This window comes from Variovorax sp. 38R (assembly GCF_014843395.1).
In the GTDB taxonomy this organism is placed as follows: domain Bacteria; phylum Pseudomonadota; class Gammaproteobacteria; order Burkholderiales; family Burkholderiaceae_C; genus Variovorax; species Variovorax paradoxus_H.
Window position 1 is genome coordinate 1,152,053 of sequence record NZ_CP062121.1, and the last position, 17,784, is coordinate 1,169,836.

The window sequence follows — 17,784 nt, forward strand, 5'->3', positions numbered from 1 at the left end:
GGCGTGCCTCAAATAGGCTTGAAATGTTCGAAGGGTTCGCGGCAGGCCATGCAGCGATAGAGCGCCTTGCAGGCGGTCGAGCCGAAGGCCGAGAGCCGCTCGGTGCGCTCGCTGGCGCAGCGCGGGCAGGCGATGCGCTCGCCGGCCATGCGGCCGAAGAGCTTGATCGGCACGGCGGTGGTGGAGGCCTGCTCGGGCGTGAGGTGCGCGGGCGGCGCGATGCCGTAGGCCTTGAGCTTGTCGCGGCCTTCGTCGCTGATCCAGTCGCTGGTCCAGGCGGGTGCACGGCGCAGCGTGGCGCGCGCGCGGCCCAGGCCAGCCTGTTCGATGGCGGCCAGCACGTCGTGCTCGATGGCTTCCGTCGCGGGGCAGCCGGAGTACGTTGGCGTGAGCACGATCTCGAGGCCGTCGTCGTGCTCGATCACCTCGCGCACGATGCCCAGGTCGCAGACCGACACGGCCGGCACCTCGGGGTCGGGCACGGTGTGCAGCACGGCCCACGCCGCATCAATGCGCGACGCCAGGGCGTTCGTCACCACACGCCTCCGGGGAAGCTGCGCTGCAGGTGCTGCATCTCGGCCAGGATGTAGCCCATGTGCTCGCTGTGCACGCCATGCTTTCCGGTGCTGCGGAAAGCGGCTTCCTTCGGCATGGCGAGGCCGGCCGCGTCGAGCACCTGCTGCATGTCGGCGAGCCAGGGCTCGCGCAGTTCGCTCCAGGCCGGGCCGAGGCCGCTGGCGCTGGCTTGCGCATCGACGTCGTCGCTCTCGAACAGCTCGGGCACGTAGAGCCACAGCTGCTTGAGCGCCTTCTCGGTGCGGCGGCGCGACTCGTCGGTGCCGTCGCCCAGGCGCACGACCCAGTCGGCCGAGTGCTGCTGGTGGTAGCGCGCTTCCTTCAGCGCCTTGCCGGCGATGGCGGCCACTTCGGCGTCGCTCGATGCAGAGAGGCGTTGCCACAGCAGCTTGAGCAGCGTGGCGACCATGGTGTTGCGCAGCACGGCAAAGGCGAAGTCGCCGCGGGGCAGTTCGACCAGCGTGAGGTTGAAGTAGTCGCGCTCGTCGCGCAGATACGCGAGCTGGTCTTCGTCGTGCGCGCGGTCAGCCCCTTCGAGCTTGCCGGCGTGCGTGAGCACGGCGCGGGCCTGGCCGACGAGGTCGAGCGCGATGTTGGCCATCGCGATGTCTTCTTCGAGCACCGGTGCGTGGCCGCACCATTCGCCCAGGCGCTGCGCGAGCACGAGGCAGGTGTCGCCGATGCGCAGCAGGTAGTGCACGGCGGGCGTGCGGTTCAGTTCGATCGAGGCTTGCATGGCGTGCCGTCCTGGGCTCACATGTGGTCCACGGACTTGGGCAGTGCGTAGAAGGTGGGATGGCGGTAGACCTTGTCTTCGGCCGGGTCGAAGAACATGTCCTTGTCGCCCGGGTCGCTGGCCACGATCTGGTCGGAGCGCACCACCCAGATGCTGCTGCCTTCCTGGCGGCGCGTGTAGACGTCGCGCGCCATCTGGATCGCCATCTTCGGATCGACCGCGTGCAGGCTGCCGCAGTGCTTGTGGTCGAGGCCGGCCTTGCTGCGCACGAACACTTCCCACAGGGGCCACTCTTGCTTCACTTCGGTGCTCATGCTGCTTCCTTCATCGGTTGTTTGTTGGCGTGGGCGAGGGCGGCTTCGCGCACCCATTCGCCGTCGTCCCAGGCGTCGACGCGCGCTTGCAGGCGTTCGCGGTTGCAGGGACCGTCGCCGGCGATCACGCGCCAGAACTCGCTCCAGTCGATGACGCCGAAGTCGTGCGACTGGCGTTCTTCGTTCCACTTGAGGTCGGGGTCGGGCAGGGTCACGCCGAGGATCGCGGCCTGCTCGACGGTGGCGTCGATGAACTTCTGGCGCAGCTCGTCGTTGCTGAATCGCTTGATGCCCCAGCGCATCGACTGCGCCGAGTTGGGCGACTGGTCGTCGGGCGGGCCGAACATCATGATCGAGGGCCACCACCAGCGGTTGACCGCGTCCTGCACCATGGCTTTCTGCGCGTCGGTGCCCTGCTTCATCATCGTCAGCAGTGCTTCGTAGCCCTGGCGCTGGTGAAAGCTCTCTTCGCGGCAGATGCGGATCATGGCGCGCGCATACGGTGCGTACGAGCAGCGGCAGATCGGCACCTGGTTCATGATGGCCGCGCCATCGACCAGCCAGCCGATGGTGCCCATGTCGGCCCAGCTGAGCGTGGGGTAGTTGAAGATCGAGCTGTACTTGGCCTTGCCCGTGTGCAGCGCGTCGAACATCTGGTCGCGCGAGGTGCCCAGCGTTTCGGCGGCGGCATACAGGTAGAGGCCGTGGCCGCCTTCGTCCTGCACCTTGGCCAGCAAGATGGCCTTGCGCTTGAGCGTGGGTGCGCGGCTGATCCAGTTGCCCTCGGGCAGCATGCCGACGATTTCCGAGTGCGCGTGCTGGCTGATCTGGCGCACCAGCGTCTTGCGGTAGTGCTCGGGCATCCAGTCTTTCGCCTCGATGAAGTCGCCGGCGTCGATGCGGGTGTCGAAGCGTTCCTCGAGACGCAGCTCGTCGGCGGAGCGCACGGCCTTCTGCTTGCCGTCGCCTGCGTCCTTGCCCATCGTGTCCATGGCCTGGGTGTACATGTGCGTGTCCTTTCGGTGCGGTGTGGGGGCGCGCGGGCGGCTCAGCGCGGGCGCGTGTCGATCACGCGGCGGGCCTTGCCGGTCTGCGTGCGTTCCATTTCGTCGGGGCCGTGCACGACCACGCGGGTGGAGATGCCGATGAGCGTCTTCACGCGGTGCTGCACCCAGTCGGAGATGGCGGTGCGGTCGGCCGCGGCGGCCTCGTGCGGTGTGAGTTCGCAGTGCACCTCGACCTGGTCGAGCAGGCCTTCGCGGCTCACGCGCACCTGGTACAGGCCGGTGAGGGCGCTGTGCGCGAGCACGATCTCTTCCACCTGCGTGGGGAAGACGTTCACGCCGCGGATGATCATCATGTCGTCGCTGCGCCCGACGATCTTGCCCATGCGACGGAACGCGCGCGAGGTGGGCGGCAACAGGCGCGTGAGGTCGCGCGTGCGGTAGCGCACGATGGGCATGGCCTCCTTGCTCAGCGAGGTGAAGACGAGTTCGCCTTCTTCGCCGTCGGCCTTCAGCGCGCCCGTTTCGGGGTCGATGATCTCGGGGTAGAAGTGGTCTTCCCAGATGACGGGGCCGTCCTTGCTCTCGACGCATTCGCTGGCCACGCCCGGGCCCATCACTTCGGAGAGACCGTAGATGTCGACCGCGTCGATGCCGGCCTTGGTCTCGATGTCGCGGCGCATGGCCTCGGTCCATGGTTCGGCGCCGAAGATGCCGAGCTTGAGCGAGCTGTCTTTCGCGTCGAGGCCCTGGCGCTCGAACTGCTCGATGATCACCTGCATGTAGCTCGGCGTGACCATGATGATGTCGGGCTTGAAGTCTTGAATCAGCTGCACCTGCTTCTCGGTCTGGCCGCCCGACATCGGGATGACGGTGCAGCCCGCGCGCTCGGCGCCGTAATGCGCGCCCAGGCCGCCGGTGAAGAGGCCGTAGCCATAGGCGACGTGGATCATGTCGCCGGGCCGTCCGCCCGCTGCGCGGATGGAGCGCGCGACCAGGTCGGCCCAGGTGTCGATGTCGTTCTTGGTGTAGCCCACCACGGTCGGCTTGCCGGTGGTGCCCGACGACGCGTGGATGCGCGCCACCTGCGTGCGCGGCACGGCGAACATGCCGAAGGGGTAGTTGTCGCGCAGGTCGGTCTTCACCGTGAACGGGAACTTCGACAGGTCGGCCAGCGACTTCAGGTCGTCGGGATGCACGCCCTTGGCATCGAAGGCTTTGCGGTAGTGCGGCACGTTGTCATAGGCGTTGCGCAGCGTGGCGCGCAGGCGCGTGAGCTGCAGCGCGGCGATCTCGTCGCGGCTGGCGGTTTCGATCGGGTCGAGGTCGCCGGGGGCGGGGCGTTTCACGGTCATGGTGTCTTGTCTCCTCAAGCCGGCACGGCCGGGCGGCCCTTGGCGGTGTACGAGCGGCCGCGGAACATCGCGATGCGCTCGCCGCGCTGGTTGGTGATTTCGGTGTCGTACACGCCGGTGCGGCCGGCCTTCGACACTTCGAAGCAGCGCGCGGTGAGCACGTCGTCCTCGCGCGCCGGCGCGAGGAAGTCGATGGCGAAACCCGAGGCCACGGTCAGCTCGTTGTACGAGTTGCAGGCGAAGGCGAAGGTGGAATCGGCCAGCGTGGCCATGAAGCCGCCGTGGCAGATGGCGTGGCCGTTGAGCATGTCGGGGCGCACGCGCATTTCGAGCGTGGCCTGGCCGGGGCCGACCTCCACGATGCGCATGCCCAGGCCCTTGCTGGCGTTGTCGTTCGCGAACATGCCGTCGCGCACGTACTCGGCGGTCTGTTGCGGGGTGCGGGAGGAAGCGTCTGTCATCTCAGCGGTCCTTGAACACCGGGGCGCGCTTGGCGCGGAAAGCCTCGACACCTTCGCGGTAGTCGTCGGCATTGCCCATCTCACGTTGGATGCGCGCTTCTTCGGCAAGTGCCGCGCCGAGGTCGAGGTTCTGCGCGGCGGCCATGGCCTCGCGGGTGGCGACCAGCGCGCGTGTCGGCATGCCGGCCAGGCGCGAGGCCAGCGCGGCGGCGGTGTCGGCCAGGGCCGCGTCGTCCACGCACTGCCAGATGAGGCCGATGCGCGCGGCTTCTTCGGCGGGGAGCTTGTCGCCCAGCATCGCGATGCCCAGCGCGCGCGCCGGGCCCACGAGGCGCGGCAGCAGCCAGGTGCCGCCGGTGTCGGGCACGAGGCCGATCTTGGTGAAGGCCTGGATGAAGCTGGCCGAGCGGCCGGCCACCACGAGGTCGCAGCACAGCGCGAGGTTGGCGCCCGCGCCGGCGGCAACCCCATTGACGGCTGCAACCACCGGCACCGGCATCGAGCGCAGGCGTGCGACCAGCGGGCCGTAGTAGGTAGAGATGACGTGGCCCAGGTCCTTGGGCGCGGCGCCCGGCGTGGGGTCGGGCGCGACCGACGGGTCGGCCAGGTCCTGCCCGGCGCAGAAGGCGCGGCCGGCGCCGGTGAGCACCACGCAGCGCACGCTGCTGTCGGCGGCAGCGGCTTCGAGCGCGGCCAGCAGTTCGGCGTGCAACCCGGTCGTGAAGCTGTTGAGCGCCGCAGGGCGGTTCAGGCTCAGCGTGCGGACGGCGCCGCTGTCGCTGATGAGTACCAAAGGCTCAGTCATGCGTGTCTCTTTCATCCTTTGTGGGGCCGGATCGGCAGGCAAACACTATTGACCGACCGTTCGGTTGATTTTAGGATCGACCTCGATTCCGGCACAAGCGGGGTGCCTTCAGGGCAAACCCTGAGACTCGCAAAAAACAAGGAGACCGAATGCCCAGCTATTCCATCGACGGCGTGATCCCCGTCGTCGACCCGAGCGCCTACGTGCATCCCACGGCCGTGCTGATCGGCGATGTGATCGTCGGACCGCACTGTTATGTGGGCCCCTGCGCCAGCCTGCGCGGCGACTTCGGCCGCATCGTGTTGCAGGAGGGCTCCAACGTGCAGGACCACTGCTGCATCCACGGCTTTCCCGACAACGACACGGTGGTGGAGGTCAACGGCCACATCGGCCACGGCGCGATCCTGCACAGCTGCATCGTGCGGCGCGACGCGCTGGTCGGCATGAACGCGGTGGTGATGGACGAGGCCGAGGTGGGCGAGCAAGCCATCGTTGCGGCCTGCGCCTTCGTGCCCGCCGGCATGAAGGTGCCCGCGCGCTCGCTCGCGGCGGGCATTCCGGCCAAGGTGCGGCGTGAGCTGAGCGACGAAGAGATCGCCTGGAAGCTCGAAGGCACGCAGACCTACCAGGCGCTGACGGTGCGCAGCCTCGCGAGCCTGCACGAGGTGGCGCCGCTCGCCGAGGTGGAAAAAGACCGGCCGCGTTTGCCCGCCCCCGACGTGAAATCGTTGATCGCCACCCGCCGCGGGTAGCCCTGCGGCTTCATGCAAGATCGAGCGTGCTGCATGCCAGCAACCGACAGATAACCCAGGAAGAAGACCCGATGCCGCGTGGAAGATCCGCCACCTACGACGACCAGCGCGAACTGATCCTTGCGCAGGCCGCCCAGCTGTTCGCCCGCCGTGGCTACCCCGCGACCTCGATGAACCAGGTCGCCGAGGCCTGCAACCTCTCGAAGGCCACGCTCTACCACTACTACAAGGACAAGAGCAGCTTGCTCATCAGCATCGCCGAGACGCACGTCTCGAAGCTGGCGGCGCTGGTGGCCGAGGAAGAGGCCAACCCGCACACCGACGAGGAGCGGCTGCGCCGCTTCATCTACCGCATCGTCGAGGAGTACGCCGGCGCGCAGGACGCGCACCGCGTGCTCACCGACGACGTGCGCTTTCTCGCAGACGAAGACCGAGAGCGCGTGCTCGACCAGGAGCGCGCCGTGGTCGCGGGCTTCGCGCGCGCCGTGTCGGCGCTGCGCCCCGGCGCGCCGAGCGACGAACTCGCCAAGCCGCTGACCATGCTGCTGTTCGGCATGATCAACTGGATGTTCACCTGGATGAAGCCCGGCGGCCGGCTCGACCACGCGGCCATCGCGCCGATCGTGGCCGACCTGTTCTTGGGCGGGGTGGGGGCGGTGAAGATGCCGCCCGCTGCCCCCTCAGAGAGCGCTAAAGAATCCGGTTGAACCAGAGCAGCGACAGCCCCGCCGACAGCAGCGTGAGCACCGCGGCGGCCAGCGCGAACAGCGCCGACACCTCGGTCTCCTTCTTCTCGACGGTGAGCTTGGAGCTCAGCGTTTCGTAGACCTTCTTCAGGTCGCTTGCGGTGCCGGCGTAGAAGTATTCGGCGCTGGTCTTGTTGGCGATGGCCTTGAGGGTTTCTTCGTCGAGCCGCACGCGCATCGACCAGCCTTCGAAGCCGATGGTTTCGCCGTCGACCGTGCCCACGCCCACCGTGTAGATGCGCACGCCGCGGTCGGCCGCGGCCTTGGCAGCGTCGAGCGGGTCGACGCCGGTGGTGCGCTGGCCGTCGGTCAGCATGATGATGGCGGCCGAGGTGAACGAGCCGGGTGCCACGGGCGTGAACTCCTTGAGCTGCTTCTCGTTCTGGTCGATCGGAATGCCGCGTTGGCGGCTCGGCGCGCTGAACTGCGAGATGTCGATGCCCGCGTCGGGGAACAGCGTGGCCAGCGACACCACGATGGCGTTGCCCGTGGCCGTGGCGCGCTGCAGCTGAAAGCTGTCGATGGCCGTCACGAGATCGTCGTGGTTGGTGGTGGGCAACTGCGCCACCTGCGCGCTGCCCGCGAAGGCGACGATGCCCACCTTCACATGGCGCGGCAGGTCCTTGATGAAGCTCTTGGCCGCCTCCTGCGCCGCCACCAGCCGGTTGGGCAGCACGTCGGCCGCGCGCATGCTGCCCGACACGTCCATCGCCAGGATGATGGTCTGCTGGTTCGACGGCAGCACCACCACCGCCATCGGCCGCGCCGCCGCCACGAGCATCGCGGCCATCGCCACCAGGAACAGCAGCGGCGGAATGTGGCGCCGCAGGCTCTGGCCCGGGCCCATGGCCTCGCGCACGATCGACAGGCTGGCGTAGCGCACTGCCATCTTCTTCTTGCGGCGGATCAGCCAGACATAGAGCAGCACCAGCAGCGGCAAGGCCGCCAGCAGCCAGAGGAATTGAGGCCAGAGAAATGTCATGCCGCCACCACCGCCTTCCCGCCACCCGCTGCGACGCCGCGAACCCGGCGCTTGCGCAGGTCCGCGAATCGCACGATGGCTTCGACCAGATCGTCATTGGTCGAGAGTTCGAGGGCGTCGACGCCGGCCCGGGCCAGCGTGGTGCGCAGGATGGTTTCGCGCTCGGCGGCCAGCCGCGCGAAGCGTTTGCGGAACCCCGCGTCATGGGTGTCGACCCACAGCTGCTCGCCGGTTTCGGCATCGCGCAGCGGCACCAGGCCGAGGTCGGGCAGCTCGAGTTCGAGCGGATCGAACAGGCGCACGGCAATCACTTCATGCCGCTGCACCAGCTGGCCCAGCGGGCGCTCCCAGCCGGGCTCGCTGAGAAAGTCGGACACCACGAACACGGTCGAGCGGCGCGGCATGAGCGAGGCGGCGGAGGTCAGCAGGTCGGCCAGGCGCGTCATGCCTTTCTGCGTGGGGGCAGCCTCGGCCTGGTTCGCGCGCCTTTCCATCGCGTGCAGCAGGTGCAGCACATGGCGGCGGCCGGTGCGCGGCGGAATCACGGCCTCGAGGTCGCGGCCGTAGACCAGCGCACCGACCCGGTTGCCATGCCGCGTGAGCAAGCGCGCGAGCACGCCGACGAAGCCGGCCGAGATCTCGCGCTTGGCCTTCAGGCCCGAGCCGAAGTCGACTGAGCGGCTCAGGTCGAGCACGAACCAGGCGGACATCTCGCGGTCTTCGGTGAACACGCGCACGTGCGGCGTCTGCAGCCGCGCGGTGACGTTCCAGTCGATGTGGCGCACGTCGTCGTGGTGCTGGTACTCGCGCAGGTCGGCCAGGTCGAGGCCGCTGCCGCGCATCAGCGTGCGGTAGTCGCCCTGCAGCAGGCCGTCGAGGCGGCGGATCACGGTCCATTCGAGCCGGCGCAGTGCGCGTTCGGCCCCGCCGGCTTCGAGTGCGAGCCGGTCGTCGTTCGCGGCCTCGGGGGCCTTACGCCACCAGCTTTTCATGTTCGAGGGGCTTAGGGGGAGCAGGGACGGCCTTCATGATCTTCTCGATCAGCCCGTCGGGCGTGAGCCCTTCAGACAGGCCTTCGTAGGACAGCGTCACGCGGTGGCGCAGCACGTCGGGCACCAGCGCGCTCATGTCTTCGGGCAGCGCGTAGCTGCGGCCGCGCAGCAGTGCCAGGGCGCGCGCGCCTTCGGTGAGGCTGATGCTCGCGCGCGGGCTGGCGCCGAAGGTGATGAAGCGGCGCAGGTCTTTCAGGCCGTGCTTCTCGGGCGTGCGCGTGGCCGACACCAGCTTCACGGCGTACTGGATCAGTGAGGGGTCGACGTACACGCGCCGCGCCTCGGCCTGCAACTCGGCCAGCTGGTCGGTGGTGGCGACCGGCGTGGCCGAGACGGGCGGGCCGATCACGCGCTGCACGATCACGAACTCTTCTTCGTCGCTCGGGTAGTCGACCATCACCTTCATCATGAAGCGGTCGACCTGCGCTTCGGGCAGCGGGTAGGTGCCTTCGGTTTCGATGGGGTTCTGCGTGGCCATCACGAGGAAGGGGCGCGGCACCTTGTGCGTTTCGCCGGCGATGGTGACCTGGCGCTCCTGCATCACTTCGAGCAGCGCGCTCTGCACCTTGGCCGGCGCGCGGTTGATTTCGTCGGCCAGCAGCAGGTTGGCGAACACCGGGCCCAGCGAGGTGCTGAACTCGCCCGTCTTCTGGTTGTAGATGCGCGTGCCCACGAGGTCGGCCGGCACCAGGTCGGGCGTGAACTGGATGCGTTTGAACTGGCCGCGCACGGTGTCGGCCAGCGTCTTGATGGTGAGTGTCTTGGCCAGCCCCGGCACGCCCTCGACCAGCAGGTGGCCGCCCGCGAGCATCGCGACCATCACGCGCTCGAGAAAGCGGTCTTGCCCCACGACCACGCGCTTCACCTCGTAGAGGATCTGCTCCATCAGCTCGGCGGTGGCGGGCGCTGTGGAAAAGGTCGAGGAGGTCGGGTTTTCTGTGCTCATGCGAAGGGCTTTCTTTCGAAGAAATCAGAAAGGCGGCGAGCCGGCCGCAGAGGCGGCGTTCTCGATCGGCACGGCGAAGCCGATGCCGATGAAGGTGCGCTGCTGCGTCGGGTTGAGGATGGCGGTGACGATGCCGAGCACCTCGCCGTCCATGTTGATGAGCGGCCCGCCCGAGTTGCCGGGGTTGGCGGCGGCGTCGAACTGGATCAGGTTACCCAGCTCCTGCTTGCCTTCGGGCGAACGGAAGGAGCGCTTCAGGCCCGACACCACGCCGGCCGACACCGAAGGCCCGATGCCGAACGGAAAGCCCACAGCCGCCACCTGGTCGCCGGAGCGCAGGTCGGCGGTGGAGCGCATCACGGCGGGAATCAGGTCGTCGGGAATCTTCTGCGCCTGCAGCACCGCGAGGTCGTTCTCGGGCTGCACGCCGGTGATGACGGCGATGGCTTCGAGGCCGTCGGCGAAGGTGACCTTGATCTTCTCAGCGCCGGCGACCACGTGCAGGTTGGTGAGGATCACGCCCTTGTCGACGATCACCACGCCCGTGCCCACGCCGCGCTCAACCTCGCCCGGCGTGCCGCCGTCGGCGGGCGCCTCGGGCGCCTTGCCCTTGGCCATGTTGCGGCCACGCTTCTGGGTCTTGGCCTCGGGCGTGGCCTTCTCGGGGCCATAGCCGACCACGCGCACCACCGAGGGCCGCACGATGTCGGCGGCCCTGGCAGCGGGCGAGGGCAGGGTGTTGGTCTGCAGCGTGCGCAGCACGGCGGCGTCGATGTCTTTCTGCGTGAGCGCCTTGGCGCCGTGGTGCGGTGCCCAGAAGGCGCCGCCGGCGGCGATGGCGATGCAGGAGACGGTGAGCAGTGCGAAGGCGCGGCGCCCGGGTTGCCAGCGTGCGCGAGGTGGTGGGGTGATTTGCACGGTGTCCGCGTCGGCCACAGCCGCGGCATCCGCCGGCGACCCGGCCGCCGGTTCTGCGGCCGGCGGCAGCGTGCGGGGCGAGCGGCTGTAGAAAGCGGGCCTGCGCATCGGAGCACCTCCGGCAAAAAAGACGCGTGAAGGAGTTCACAGTAGCACGCTTTCCGCGCCTGTGCATCCCTTCGGGCATCATGGCGCGATGGCTGCGTTTGTCGATACCCACTGTCACCTCGATGCGCCCGAATTCGGTGCGGAGATGCCAACGATTCGCGCCCGCGCCGCTGCGCAGGGCGTGGTGCTGTGCGTCATTCCGGCGGTGGCGGCCTTCAATTTCGCCACCGTGCGCGAGCTGGCCCACACGCAAGGCGACGCCTACGCGCTGGGCATCCACCCGCTGTGCACGGGCGAGGCGAGCGATGCCGACCTGCAGACGCTCGATGCCGAACTGCACGCACGCCGCGACGATCCGCGCCTGGTGGCGGTCGGCGAGATCGGGCTCGACTACTTCGTCGAAGGCTTGGATGCGGACAAACAGGAACGCTTCTTTCACACTCAGTTGCAACTGGCGCGCAAGCATGGGCTGCCCGTGCTCATCCATGTGCGGCGCTCGGTCGACAAGGTGCTCAAGCACTTGCGGCAGACGGGGGGCGGGCGGCCGTGGCACGGCATCGCCCACGCGTTCAACGGCAGCGAGCAGCAGGCGCAGGCCTGCATCGAGATCGGGCTCAAGCTGGGTTTCGGCGGCGCCGTGACCTTCGAGCGCGCGCTGCAGTTGCGCCGCCTCGCGGCCACCTTGCCGATGGACGCGCTGGTGATGGAAACCGACGCGCCCGACATCCAGCCGCACTGGCTCTACCGCACGCAGGCGCAGCGCGATGCTGGGCAAGCGCAGGGCCGCAACGAGCCCGGCGAGCTGCCGCGCATCGCCGAAGTGGTCGCGCAGTTGCGGGGCATCGACATCGCGTCGCTGGCTGAAAACACCACGCGAAATGCCGTCGCAGCCCTGCCGAAGCTCCAAAGTCTGCTGAGCGTGTCGGAGGGGCGTCCGCCCGCCGCGTAGGTCAAGGTCCCGAGTTGCGCCAGCGCAGGTTATCGGGCCGTTTTTGCTGTCATCCTTGAAGTTCGAAGTGACGTTGGTTGTCCAGTGGCACTGTCGTCACTCCGCTAGTTCACTCAAAAAAGGAGTCTTTCATGACCACATCTTTTGTTCGTACCCTGCCTGTCACGCTCGCACTGGCGCTGGCCTCCATCGGTATGTCGGCCGTCGCGCAGACCACCGCGGCACCCGCCACGGCCGAGCCGACGACCACCGAGAAGGTGAAGGAAGCCGGCAAGGACGCCGTCGATGCGACCGCACGCGGTACCGAGAAGGCCTGGGACGCCACCAAGAGCACGACCAAGAAGGCCGTGAACGCCACCGAGAGCGGCGCCGAGAAGGCCTGGGATGCCACCAAGAGCGGCACCAAGAAGGCAGCCACCGCCACCGAGCGCGGCACCAAGAAGGCTTGGAACGCGACCAAGAACACCACCAAGAAGGCCACCACCGCCACCAAGAAGGCCGCCGTGAAGACCGGCGACGCTGTTGAAAACGCCGGCCACAAGACGGCCGACGGCATGCGCAGCACCGGCAAGGCGATCGGCGAGAAGGTGCCGGGCACGGCCGAGCACGACGCGGCCAAGAAGCCGTAACTTCCACGCACCGGGGCTTCGGCCCCGTGCTTCAAGAAAGAACCCGCTTCGGCGGGTTTTTTCATGGGCGTTCAAGGCGCCTGCGCGGCAATGCCAAGATACCGCCCATGAAACCGACCGCCGCCCCGTCTCCGACCGTTGCTGCCGCCGCCGGCGGCACGGCGCTGACCGGCCTCGCACCCCTCGTCTCGTCGAACACACGTGTGCTCATTCTCGGCAGCTTCCCGGGCGTCAAGTCGCTCGTGCAGCAGCAGTACTATGCGCATCCCCAAAATCAGTTCTGGAAGATCTTGCAAGCCCTCTGGCCCGACCCTGCGCTTCCGACGGGCGCGGACAGCTACCGCGCGCGCTGCGCGTGGCTGCTCGATCGCGGCCTCGGCGTGTGGGACGTGTACGGCGCCTGCGAGCGCGAGGGCAGCCTCGACACGGCGATCCGCTCGCCGGTCGTGAACGACATCGCCGGCCTGCAGCTGCCGAAGCTCGCGGCCATCGCCCACAACGGCGGCGAGAGCTTCAAGCACGCACGCCACACGCGCACCCTCGGGGTGCCGGTCTATTCGCTGCCATCCACCAGCCCCGCCAACGCGTCATGGTCCTTCGAGCGCAAGCTCGCGGCCTGGCGCGAGGTCTTCGTTGCTCACCACCTTCTCTGATGGCTTCCTCTTCCGCTGCTTCCAAGAAAACCCTCGTCCTCCCCGAAGTCAATTTTTCCGACTGGGGCGACATCCGCTACCTGCACCTGGGCACCGAATGGGTCCAGGGGTCGATGAAGCTCGACGCGCCGTTCGAGATCGAGCTCGAGTACGTGCAACGCATGATGGCCTGGCTGCTGTTCGTCGACAGCAAAGGCGTGGGCAACCGCCACGCGATGCAGCTCGGCCTGGGCGCGGCCACGCTCACCAAGTTCAGCCGCAAGACGCTGCGCATGCGCACCACCGCGGTCGAGCTGAACCCGCAGGTGGTGTCGGCCTGCCGCGGCTGGTTCAAGCTGCCGGCCGACGACCTGAAGCTGCGCGTGGTGATCGCCGATGCGGCCGAGGAAATTCGCAAGCCCGAATGGCAGGGCACGGTCGACGCGCTGCAGGTCGACCTGTACGACCACGAGGCCGCCGCGCCGGTGCTCGACAGCGAAGACTTCTATGCCGACTGCCGCGCGCTGCTCACCGAAGACGGCTGCATGACGGTCAACCTGTTCGGCCGCTCGTCGAGCTACGAGCGCAGCCTCGAGAAAATCGCCGCCGCCTTCGGTGCCGATGCCGTGTGGGCCTTCAAGCCGACGCGCGAAGGCAACACGGTGGTGCTGGCCCAGCGCACGCCGTCGCGCCCGAAGCGCGAGGTGCTTGCCGAGCGCGCCCAAACCATCCAGACTCGCTGGGGCCTGCCCGCGCCCAAGTGGCTGCGGGTGTTCAAGCCGATGACGCTTTCCCTCACCACCTGATTTCCGGTTCATGAGCGCTGTACCCGCCGCCGCCTCCGCTGCTGCCCGCCACGAAGGTCCGCTCGACCTGCGTCGCCTGATCGAATGGCTCGCCACCGACGGCGTGATCTCGCCGATGGAGGCCAAGCGCACCATCGCGCGCTGCGCCCAGGCCGAGAGCCGTCAGGCGCCGCTGGTGCGCCTGGCCAATGTCGCCATGACGCGCGAGGCCGACGGCAAGCCGCTCGACCTCGAAGCGCTCACGCAATGGCTCGCCGGCCGCGCCGGCCTGAGCTACCTGCGCATCGATCCGCTCAAGGTCGACGTGGGCAAGGTGGCCGACACCATGAGCGCCGGGTATGCCGAGCGCCACAAGGTGCTGCCCGTGCAGGTGCTGCCGAACGAGGTGGTGGTGGCCACGGCCGAGCCCTTTCTCACCGACTGGATCGCCGAGGTCGAGCGCCAGTCGAAGCGCACTGTGCGCCGCGTGGTGGCCAACCCGTCGGACATCCAGCGCTACACGGCCGAATTCTTTGCGCTCGCCAAGTCGGTGCGCGCCGCGCAGAAGGCCGGCGGCAACACCGGCGGTGCGAGCTTCGAGCAGCTGGTCGAACTCGGCAAGAGCACCAAGCAGCTCGACGCGAATGACCAGAGCGTGGTGCAGGTGGTCGACTGGCTGTGGCAGTACGCCTTCGACCAGCGCGCCAGCGACATCCACCTGGAGCCGCGCCGGGAACAAGGCGTGATCCGCTTTCGCATCGACGGCATCCTGCACCCGGCCTACCAGATGCCCATGGGCGTGATGAACGCGATGGTCGCGCGCATCAAGCTGCTGGGCCGCATGGACGTGGTCGAAAAGCGCCGCCCGCTCGACGGCCGCATCAAGACCCGCAACATGCGCGGCGACGAAGTCGAAATGCGTTTGTCCACCTTGCCGACCGCCTTCGGCGAGAAGATGGTGATGCGGATCTTCGACCCCGACACCGCGGTGAAAGACCTCGACGCGCTGGGCTTTGCGCAGCACGACGCGCAGCGCTGGGAACAGCTGGTCACGCGGCCCAACGGCATCATCCTGGTGACCGGGCCCACGGGCTCGGGCAAGACCACCACGCTGTACTCCACGCTCAAGCGCGTGGCGACCGAAGAGGTCAACGTGAGCACGGTCGAAGACCCGATCGAAATGATCGAGCCCTCGTTCAACCAGACGCAGGTGCAGCCGCAGCTCGACTTCGGCTTCACCGAGGGCCTGCGCGCGCTGATGCGGCAGGACCCGGACATCATCATGGTCGGCGAAATCCGCGACCTCGCCACCGCCGAGATGGCGGTGCAGGCCGCGCTCACAGGCCACCTCGTGTTCAGCACGCTGCACACCAACGACGCGCCGAGCGCCATCACGCGGATGATGGAGCTGGGCGTGCCCTCGTACCTCATCACCGCCGTGATGCTGGGCGTGCTCGCGCAGCGTCTGGTGCGCACGCTGTGCCCGCATTGCAAGCAGCCTGACGACGCGGTCACGCGCGAGAGCCTGGAGGCCATCGTCAAGCCGTGGCAGATCACCGGCCCGGTGCGTGCCTACAAGCCGGTCGGGTGCGTCGATTGCCGCATGACCGGCTACATGGGCCGCATGGGTTTGTACGAACTGCTGAGCGTGACCGAGCCGTTCAAGGACAAGGTCACCAAGGAGCCCAACCTCACGGGCCTGCGGCGCCAGGCCGTGATCGACGGCATGCGGCCGCTGCGATTGGCCGGCGCGCTGCGCGTGGCCGAGGGCGTGACGACCATCGAAGAAGTGCTCAGCGCCACGCCCCCGCTCGAGTAGAAACACGTGCCCCCCGCGCGACGGGGCATGAGTCATTTCGGGTTATCCCTAGTCCTCCGGTTAGTGGAATCCACATCAGCCTGACCGGAGGCTGACTCGACAATCCCGCATCGAAATTGTTCGAGGAGACTGTTCGTGAAAATCAAAAGTCAGAAAGACTTTTTCTCGGGACTGATGTTCACCGTCGTGGGCGTGGCGTTCGCATGGGGCGCCACCACCTACAGCGTGGGCAGCGGTGCTCGCATGGGTCCGGGTTACTTCCCGCTGATGCTCGGCATCCTGATGGCCTTCATCGGCCTGGGCATCATGTTCAGCGGGCTCACCGTTGAAACGACCGACGGCGAAAAAATCGGCAAGTGGGCCTGGAAGCAGGTCGTGTTCATCCTGGGCGCCAACCTCGCCTTCGGCGTGCTGCTGGGCGGCCTGCCGAGCCTCGGCGTGCCGGCCATGGGCATGATCATCGCCATCTACGCGCTCGTGATCATCTCGAGCCTGGCGGGCCATGAGTTCAAGCTGCCCACCGTGCTGATCCTGGCCACCGTTCTGGCCGTCGGCAGCTACGTCGCGTTCATCTGGGCGTTGAAGCTCCAGATCCAGGTCTGGCCGACCTTCATCACCGGTTGAGAAGAAAGCTGCTCACACCATGGAACTGTTTGAACACCTCTCGCTGGGTTTTGGCGTTGCCTTCACCTTCACCAACCTGCTGTACTGCCTGGCCGGTTGTATTCTGGGCACGCTGATCGGCGTGCTGCCGGGCATCGGCCCGGTCGCGACCATCGCGATGCTGCTGCCTGCCACGTACGCGCTGCCGCCCGTGTCGGCGCTGATCATGCTGGCCGGTATTTACTACGGCGCGCAATACGGTGGCTCGACCACCGCGATTCTGGTGAACCTGCCAGGCGAATCGTCGTCGGTGGTGACCGTGATCGACGGCTACCAGATGGCGCGCAAGGGCCGTGCAGGTCCGGCGCTCGCCGCTGCGGGCCTGGGCTCGTTCTTCGCGGGTTGCGTCGGCACGCTCATTCTTGCTGCCTTCGCACCGCCGCTGACCGAGCTGGCCTTCAAGTTCGGCCCCGCCGAATACTTCTCGCTGATGATCCTGGGCCTGATCGGCGCCGTGGTGCTGGCTTCGGGTTCGCTGCTCAAGGCGATCGCGATGATCGTGCTGGGCCTGCTGCTGGGCCTGGTCGGTACCGACGTGAACTCGGGTGTCGCGCGCTTCAGCTTCGACGTGCCTGAACTCACCGACGGCATCGGCTTCGTGGCCATCGCCATGGGCGTGTTCGGTTACGGCGAAATCATTGCCAACCTGTCGCGTCCGGACGAAGAGCGCGAAGTCTTCACCGCCAAGGTCTCGGGCTTGTTCCCGACCAAGGAAGACTTCAAGCGCATGCTGCCCGCCGTGCTGCGTGGTACGGCGCTGGGTTCGTCGCTGGGCATCCTGCCCGGTGGCGGTGCGCTGCTGTCGGCCTTTGCGGCCTACACCATCGAGAAGAAGACCAAGCTGCATCCGGGTGAAGTGCCCTTCGGCAAGGGCAACATCCGCGGCGTGGCCGCGCCTGAAGCCGCCAACAACGCCGGCGCGCAGACCTCCTTCATTCCGCTGCTGACGCTGGGCATTCCGCCCAACGCCGTGATGGCGCTGATGGTCGGTGCCATGACGATCCACAACATCCAGCCGGGTCCGCAGGTCATGACCAGCAACCCCGAGCTGTTCTGGGGCCTGATCGCCTCGATGTGGATCGGCAACGCGATGCTGGTGATCCTGAACCTGCCGCTCATCGGCCTGTGGATCAAGCTGCTGTCGGTGCCCTACAAGTTCCTGTTCCCGGCGATCGTGCTGTTCTGCGCGATCGGCGTGTACTCGACCAACAACAACACCTGGGACATCTGGATGGTGGGTGCGTTCGGCTTCATCGGCTACACCTTCTTCAAGCTCGGCTGCGAACCCGCACCCTTGCTGCTGGGCTTCATCCTGGGCCCGATGATGGAAGAGAACCTGCGCCGTTCGCTGCTGCTGTCGCGTGGCGACTGGAGCGTGTTCGTCACGCGTCCGATCTCGGCCGGCCTGCTGATCGCTGCAGCGCTGCTGCTGATCATCGTGCTGCTGCCCGCAGTGAAGTCCAAGCGCGAAGAGGCCTTCGTCGAAGAGTGATCGACGGCTTTTGCCTGACTGCACAAACGGCGCCTTCGGGCGCCGTTTTTCGTTGGGGCT

General features: G+C 67.5%; 20 protein-coding genes. 9 read left to right on the forward strand and 11 right to left on the reverse strand.

What is annotated here, in order from left to right; genetic code table 11:
- Positions 1-8 precede the first annotated feature (8 nt).
- The 7 genes from paaD to IG196_RS05110 are packed head-to-tail and all read right to left on the reverse strand — an operon-like array spanning position 9 to position 5,251.
- Positions 9-539 carry a 1,2-phenylacetyl-CoA epoxidase subunit PaaD gene (paaD, locus tag IG196_RS05080; protein WP_412556368.1) on the reverse strand — a complete coding sequence of 177 codons (531 nt, stop codon included), beginning with the start codon at positions 537-539 and terminating at the stop codon, positions 9-11.
- Positions 533-1,312: a 1,2-phenylacetyl-CoA epoxidase subunit PaaC gene (gene paaC, locus IG196_RS05085; RefSeq protein WP_153280351.1), complete on the reverse strand. Its 780-nt coding sequence runs from the start codon at positions 1,310-1,312 to the stop codon at positions 533-535. The genes paaD and paaC overlap by 7 nt, the downstream gene beginning before the upstream one ends.
- A 17-nt stretch (positions 1,313-1,329) precedes the next feature.
- Entirely contained in the window at positions 1,330-1,626 is a 297-nt protein-coding gene (gene paaB / locus IG196_RS05090) for a 1,2-phenylacetyl-CoA epoxidase subunit PaaB (protein WP_056578133.1), read from the reverse strand.
- Positions 1,623-2,633, reverse strand: a complete 1,011-nt coding sequence (paaA, locus tag IG196_RS05095; RefSeq protein WP_192195275.1) for a 1,2-phenylacetyl-CoA epoxidase subunit PaaA — start codon at positions 2,631-2,633, stop codon at positions 1,623-1,625. Before paaA ends, paaB begins: the two co-directional genes overlap by 4 nt.
- A 41-nt stretch (positions 2,634-2,674) precedes the next feature.
- The gene (gene paaK / locus IG196_RS05100) at positions 2,675-3,985 is read right to left on the reverse strand and encodes a phenylacetate--CoA ligase PaaK (protein WP_192195276.1); all 1,311 of its coding nucleotides are present in this window, start codon (positions 3,983-3,985) and stop codon (positions 2,675-2,677) included.
- Between the two features lie 14 nt (positions 3,986-3,999).
- Positions 4,000-4,446: a hydroxyphenylacetyl-CoA thioesterase PaaI gene (gene paaI, locus IG196_RS05105; RefSeq protein WP_192195277.1), complete on the reverse strand. Its 447-nt coding sequence runs from the start codon at positions 4,444-4,446 to the stop codon at positions 4,000-4,002.
- A gap of 1 nt (position 4,447) precedes the next feature.
- A complete protein-coding gene (locus IG196_RS05110; RefSeq protein ID WP_192195278.1) occupies positions 4,448-5,251 on the reverse strand; it encodes an enoyl-CoA hydratase-related protein in 804 nt (267 codons plus the stop codon).
- 149 nt (positions 5,252-5,400) lie between these two features.
- On the opposite strand from IG196_RS05110, the gene IG196_RS05115 reads away from it, so the two are divergent.
- Positions 5,401-6,003, forward strand: a complete 603-nt coding sequence (locus IG196_RS05115; protein ID WP_192195279.1) for a phenylacetic acid degradation protein PaaY — start codon at positions 5,401-5,403, stop codon at positions 6,001-6,003.
- 71 nt (positions 6,004-6,074) lie between these two features.
- On the forward strand, positions 6,075-6,710 hold the full coding sequence (locus IG196_RS05120) for a TetR/AcrR family transcriptional regulator (protein ID WP_192195280.1): 636 nt from the start codon (positions 6,075-6,077) through the stop codon (positions 6,708-6,710).
- Here the strand turns inward: IG196_RS05120 and IG196_RS05125 are convergent.
- Genes IG196_RS05125 through IG196_RS05140 form a run of 4 tightly spaced genes read right to left on the reverse strand, consistent with a single transcriptional unit; the run spans position 6,694 to position 10,755 of the window.
- Entirely contained in the window at positions 6,694-7,731 is a 1,038-nt protein-coding gene (locus IG196_RS05125; protein ID WP_101493134.1) for a VWA domain-containing protein, read from the reverse strand. The genes IG196_RS05120 and IG196_RS05125 overlap by 17 nt on opposite strands.
- On the reverse strand, positions 7,728-8,723 hold the full coding sequence (locus IG196_RS05130; protein ID WP_192195281.1) for a DUF58 domain-containing protein: 996 nt from the start codon (positions 8,721-8,723) through the stop codon (positions 7,728-7,730). The genes IG196_RS05125 and IG196_RS05130 overlap by 4 nt, the downstream gene beginning before the upstream one ends.
- Positions 8,704-9,729, reverse strand: coding sequence for an AAA family ATPase (locus IG196_RS05135; RefSeq protein ID WP_101493136.1), 1,026 nt, complete (start codon positions 9,727-9,729; stop codon positions 8,704-8,706). The genes IG196_RS05130 and IG196_RS05135 overlap by 20 nt, the downstream gene beginning before the upstream one ends.
- Before the next feature lie 24 nt (positions 9,730-9,753).
- Complete coding sequence (locus IG196_RS05140) at positions 9,754-10,755, reverse strand: S1C family serine protease (RefSeq protein WP_192195282.1); 1,002 nt, start codon at positions 10,753-10,755, stop codon at positions 9,754-9,756.
- Between the two features lie 88 nt (positions 10,756-10,843).
- On the opposite strand from IG196_RS05140, the gene IG196_RS05145 reads away from it, so the two are divergent.
- The 7 genes from IG196_RS05145 to IG196_RS05175 all read left to right on the forward strand — a co-directional run bounded on the left by IG196_RS05145 (position 10,844) and on the right by IG196_RS05175 (position 17,724).
- On the forward strand, positions 10,844-11,704 hold the full coding sequence (locus IG196_RS05145; protein WP_192195283.1) for a TatD family hydrolase: 861 nt from the start codon (positions 10,844-10,846) through the stop codon (positions 11,702-11,704).
- A gap of 131 nt (positions 11,705-11,835) precedes the next feature.
- Positions 11,836-12,333, forward strand: a complete 498-nt coding sequence (locus IG196_RS05150; RefSeq protein ID WP_192195284.1) for a hypothetical protein — start codon at positions 11,836-11,838, stop codon at positions 12,331-12,333.
- A 107-nt stretch (positions 12,334-12,440) separates the two neighbouring features.
- Positions 12,441-12,986, forward strand: coding sequence for a DNA-deoxyinosine glycosylase (locus IG196_RS05155; protein ID WP_192195285.1), 546 nt, complete (start codon positions 12,441-12,443; stop codon positions 12,984-12,986).
- On the forward strand, positions 12,986-13,771 hold the full coding sequence (locus tag IG196_RS05160) for a spermidine synthase (protein ID WP_139700088.1): 786 nt from the start codon (positions 12,986-12,988) through the stop codon (positions 13,769-13,771). Before IG196_RS05155 ends, IG196_RS05160 begins: the two co-directional genes overlap by 1 nt.
- Before the next feature lie 10 nt (positions 13,772-13,781).
- Positions 13,782-15,569: a GspE/PulE family protein gene (locus IG196_RS05165; RefSeq protein ID WP_192195286.1), complete on the forward strand. Its 1,788-nt coding sequence runs from the start codon at positions 13,782-13,784 to the stop codon at positions 15,567-15,569.
- Between the two features lie 135 nt (positions 15,570-15,704).
- Positions 15,705-16,193 (forward strand): tripartite tricarboxylate transporter TctB family protein, encoded by a 489-nt coding sequence (locus IG196_RS05170; RefSeq protein WP_192195287.1) that lies wholly within the window; start codon positions 15,705-15,707, stop codon positions 16,191-16,193.
- A gap of 19 nt (positions 16,194-16,212) precedes the next feature.
- The gene (locus IG196_RS05175) at positions 16,213-17,724 is read left to right on the forward strand and encodes a tripartite tricarboxylate transporter permease (protein WP_192195288.1); all 1,512 of its coding nucleotides are present in this window, start codon (positions 16,213-16,215) and stop codon (positions 17,722-17,724) included.
- Positions 17,725-17,784: the final 60 nt, after the last annotated feature.

Coding starts and splice junctions, on each gene's coding strand:
- paaC (WP_153280351.1), bottom strand. CDS start 1,312: ATGCAAGCCTCGATCGAACTGAACCGCACGCCCGCCGTGCACTACCTG.
- paaB (WP_056578133.1), bottom strand. CDS start 1,626: ATGAGCACCGAAGTGAAGCAAGAGTGGCCCCTGTGGGAAGTGTTCGTG.
- paaA (WP_192195275.1), bottom strand. CDS start 2,633: ATGTACACCCAGGCCATGGACACGATGGGCAAGGACGCAGGCGACGGC.
- paaK (WP_192195276.1), bottom strand. CDS start 3,985: ATGACCGTGAAACGCCCCGCCCCCGGCGACCTCGACCCGATCGAAACC.
- paaI (WP_192195277.1), bottom strand. CDS start 4,446: ATGACAGACGCTTCCTCCCGCACCCCGCAACAGACCGCCGAGTACGTG.
- IG196_RS05110 (WP_192195278.1), bottom strand. CDS start 5,251: ATGACTGAGCCTTTGGTACTCATCAGCGACAGCGGCGCCGTCCGCACG.
- IG196_RS05115 (WP_192195279.1), top strand. CDS start 5,401: ATGCCCAGCTATTCCATCGACGGCGTGATCCCCGTCGTCGACCCGAGC.
- IG196_RS05120 (WP_192195280.1), top strand. CDS start 6,075: ATGCCGCGTGGAAGATCCGCCACCTACGACGACCAGCGCGAACTGATC.
- IG196_RS05125 (WP_101493134.1), bottom strand. CDS start 7,731: ATGACATTTCTCTGGCCTCAATTCCTCTGGCTGCTGGCGGCCTTGCCG.
- IG196_RS05130 (WP_192195281.1), bottom strand. CDS start 8,723: ATGAAAAGCTGGTGGCGTAAGGCCCCCGAGGCCGCGAACGACGACCGG.
- IG196_RS05135 (WP_101493136.1), bottom strand. CDS start 9,729: ATGAGCACAGAAAACCCGACCTCCTCGACCTTTTCCACAGCGCCCGCC.
- IG196_RS05140 (WP_192195282.1), bottom strand. CDS start 10,755: ATGCGCAGGCCCGCTTTCTACAGCCGCTCGCCCCGCACGCTGCCGCCG.
- IG196_RS05145 (WP_192195283.1), top strand. CDS start 10,844: ATGGCTGCGTTTGTCGATACCCACTGTCACCTCGATGCGCCCGAATTC.
- IG196_RS05150 (WP_192195284.1), top strand. CDS start 11,836: ATGACCACATCTTTTGTTCGTACCCTGCCTGTCACGCTCGCACTGGCG.
- IG196_RS05155 (WP_192195285.1), top strand. CDS start 12,441: ATGAAACCGACCGCCGCCCCGTCTCCGACCGTTGCTGCCGCCGCCGGC.
- IG196_RS05160 (WP_139700088.1), top strand. CDS start 12,986: ATGGCTTCCTCTTCCGCTGCTTCCAAGAAAACCCTCGTCCTCCCCGAA.
- IG196_RS05165 (WP_192195286.1), top strand. CDS start 13,782: ATGAGCGCTGTACCCGCCGCCGCCTCCGCTGCTGCCCGCCACGAAGGT.
- IG196_RS05175 (WP_192195288.1), top strand. CDS start 16,213: ATGGAACTGTTTGAACACCTCTCGCTGGGTTTTGGCGTTGCCTTCACC.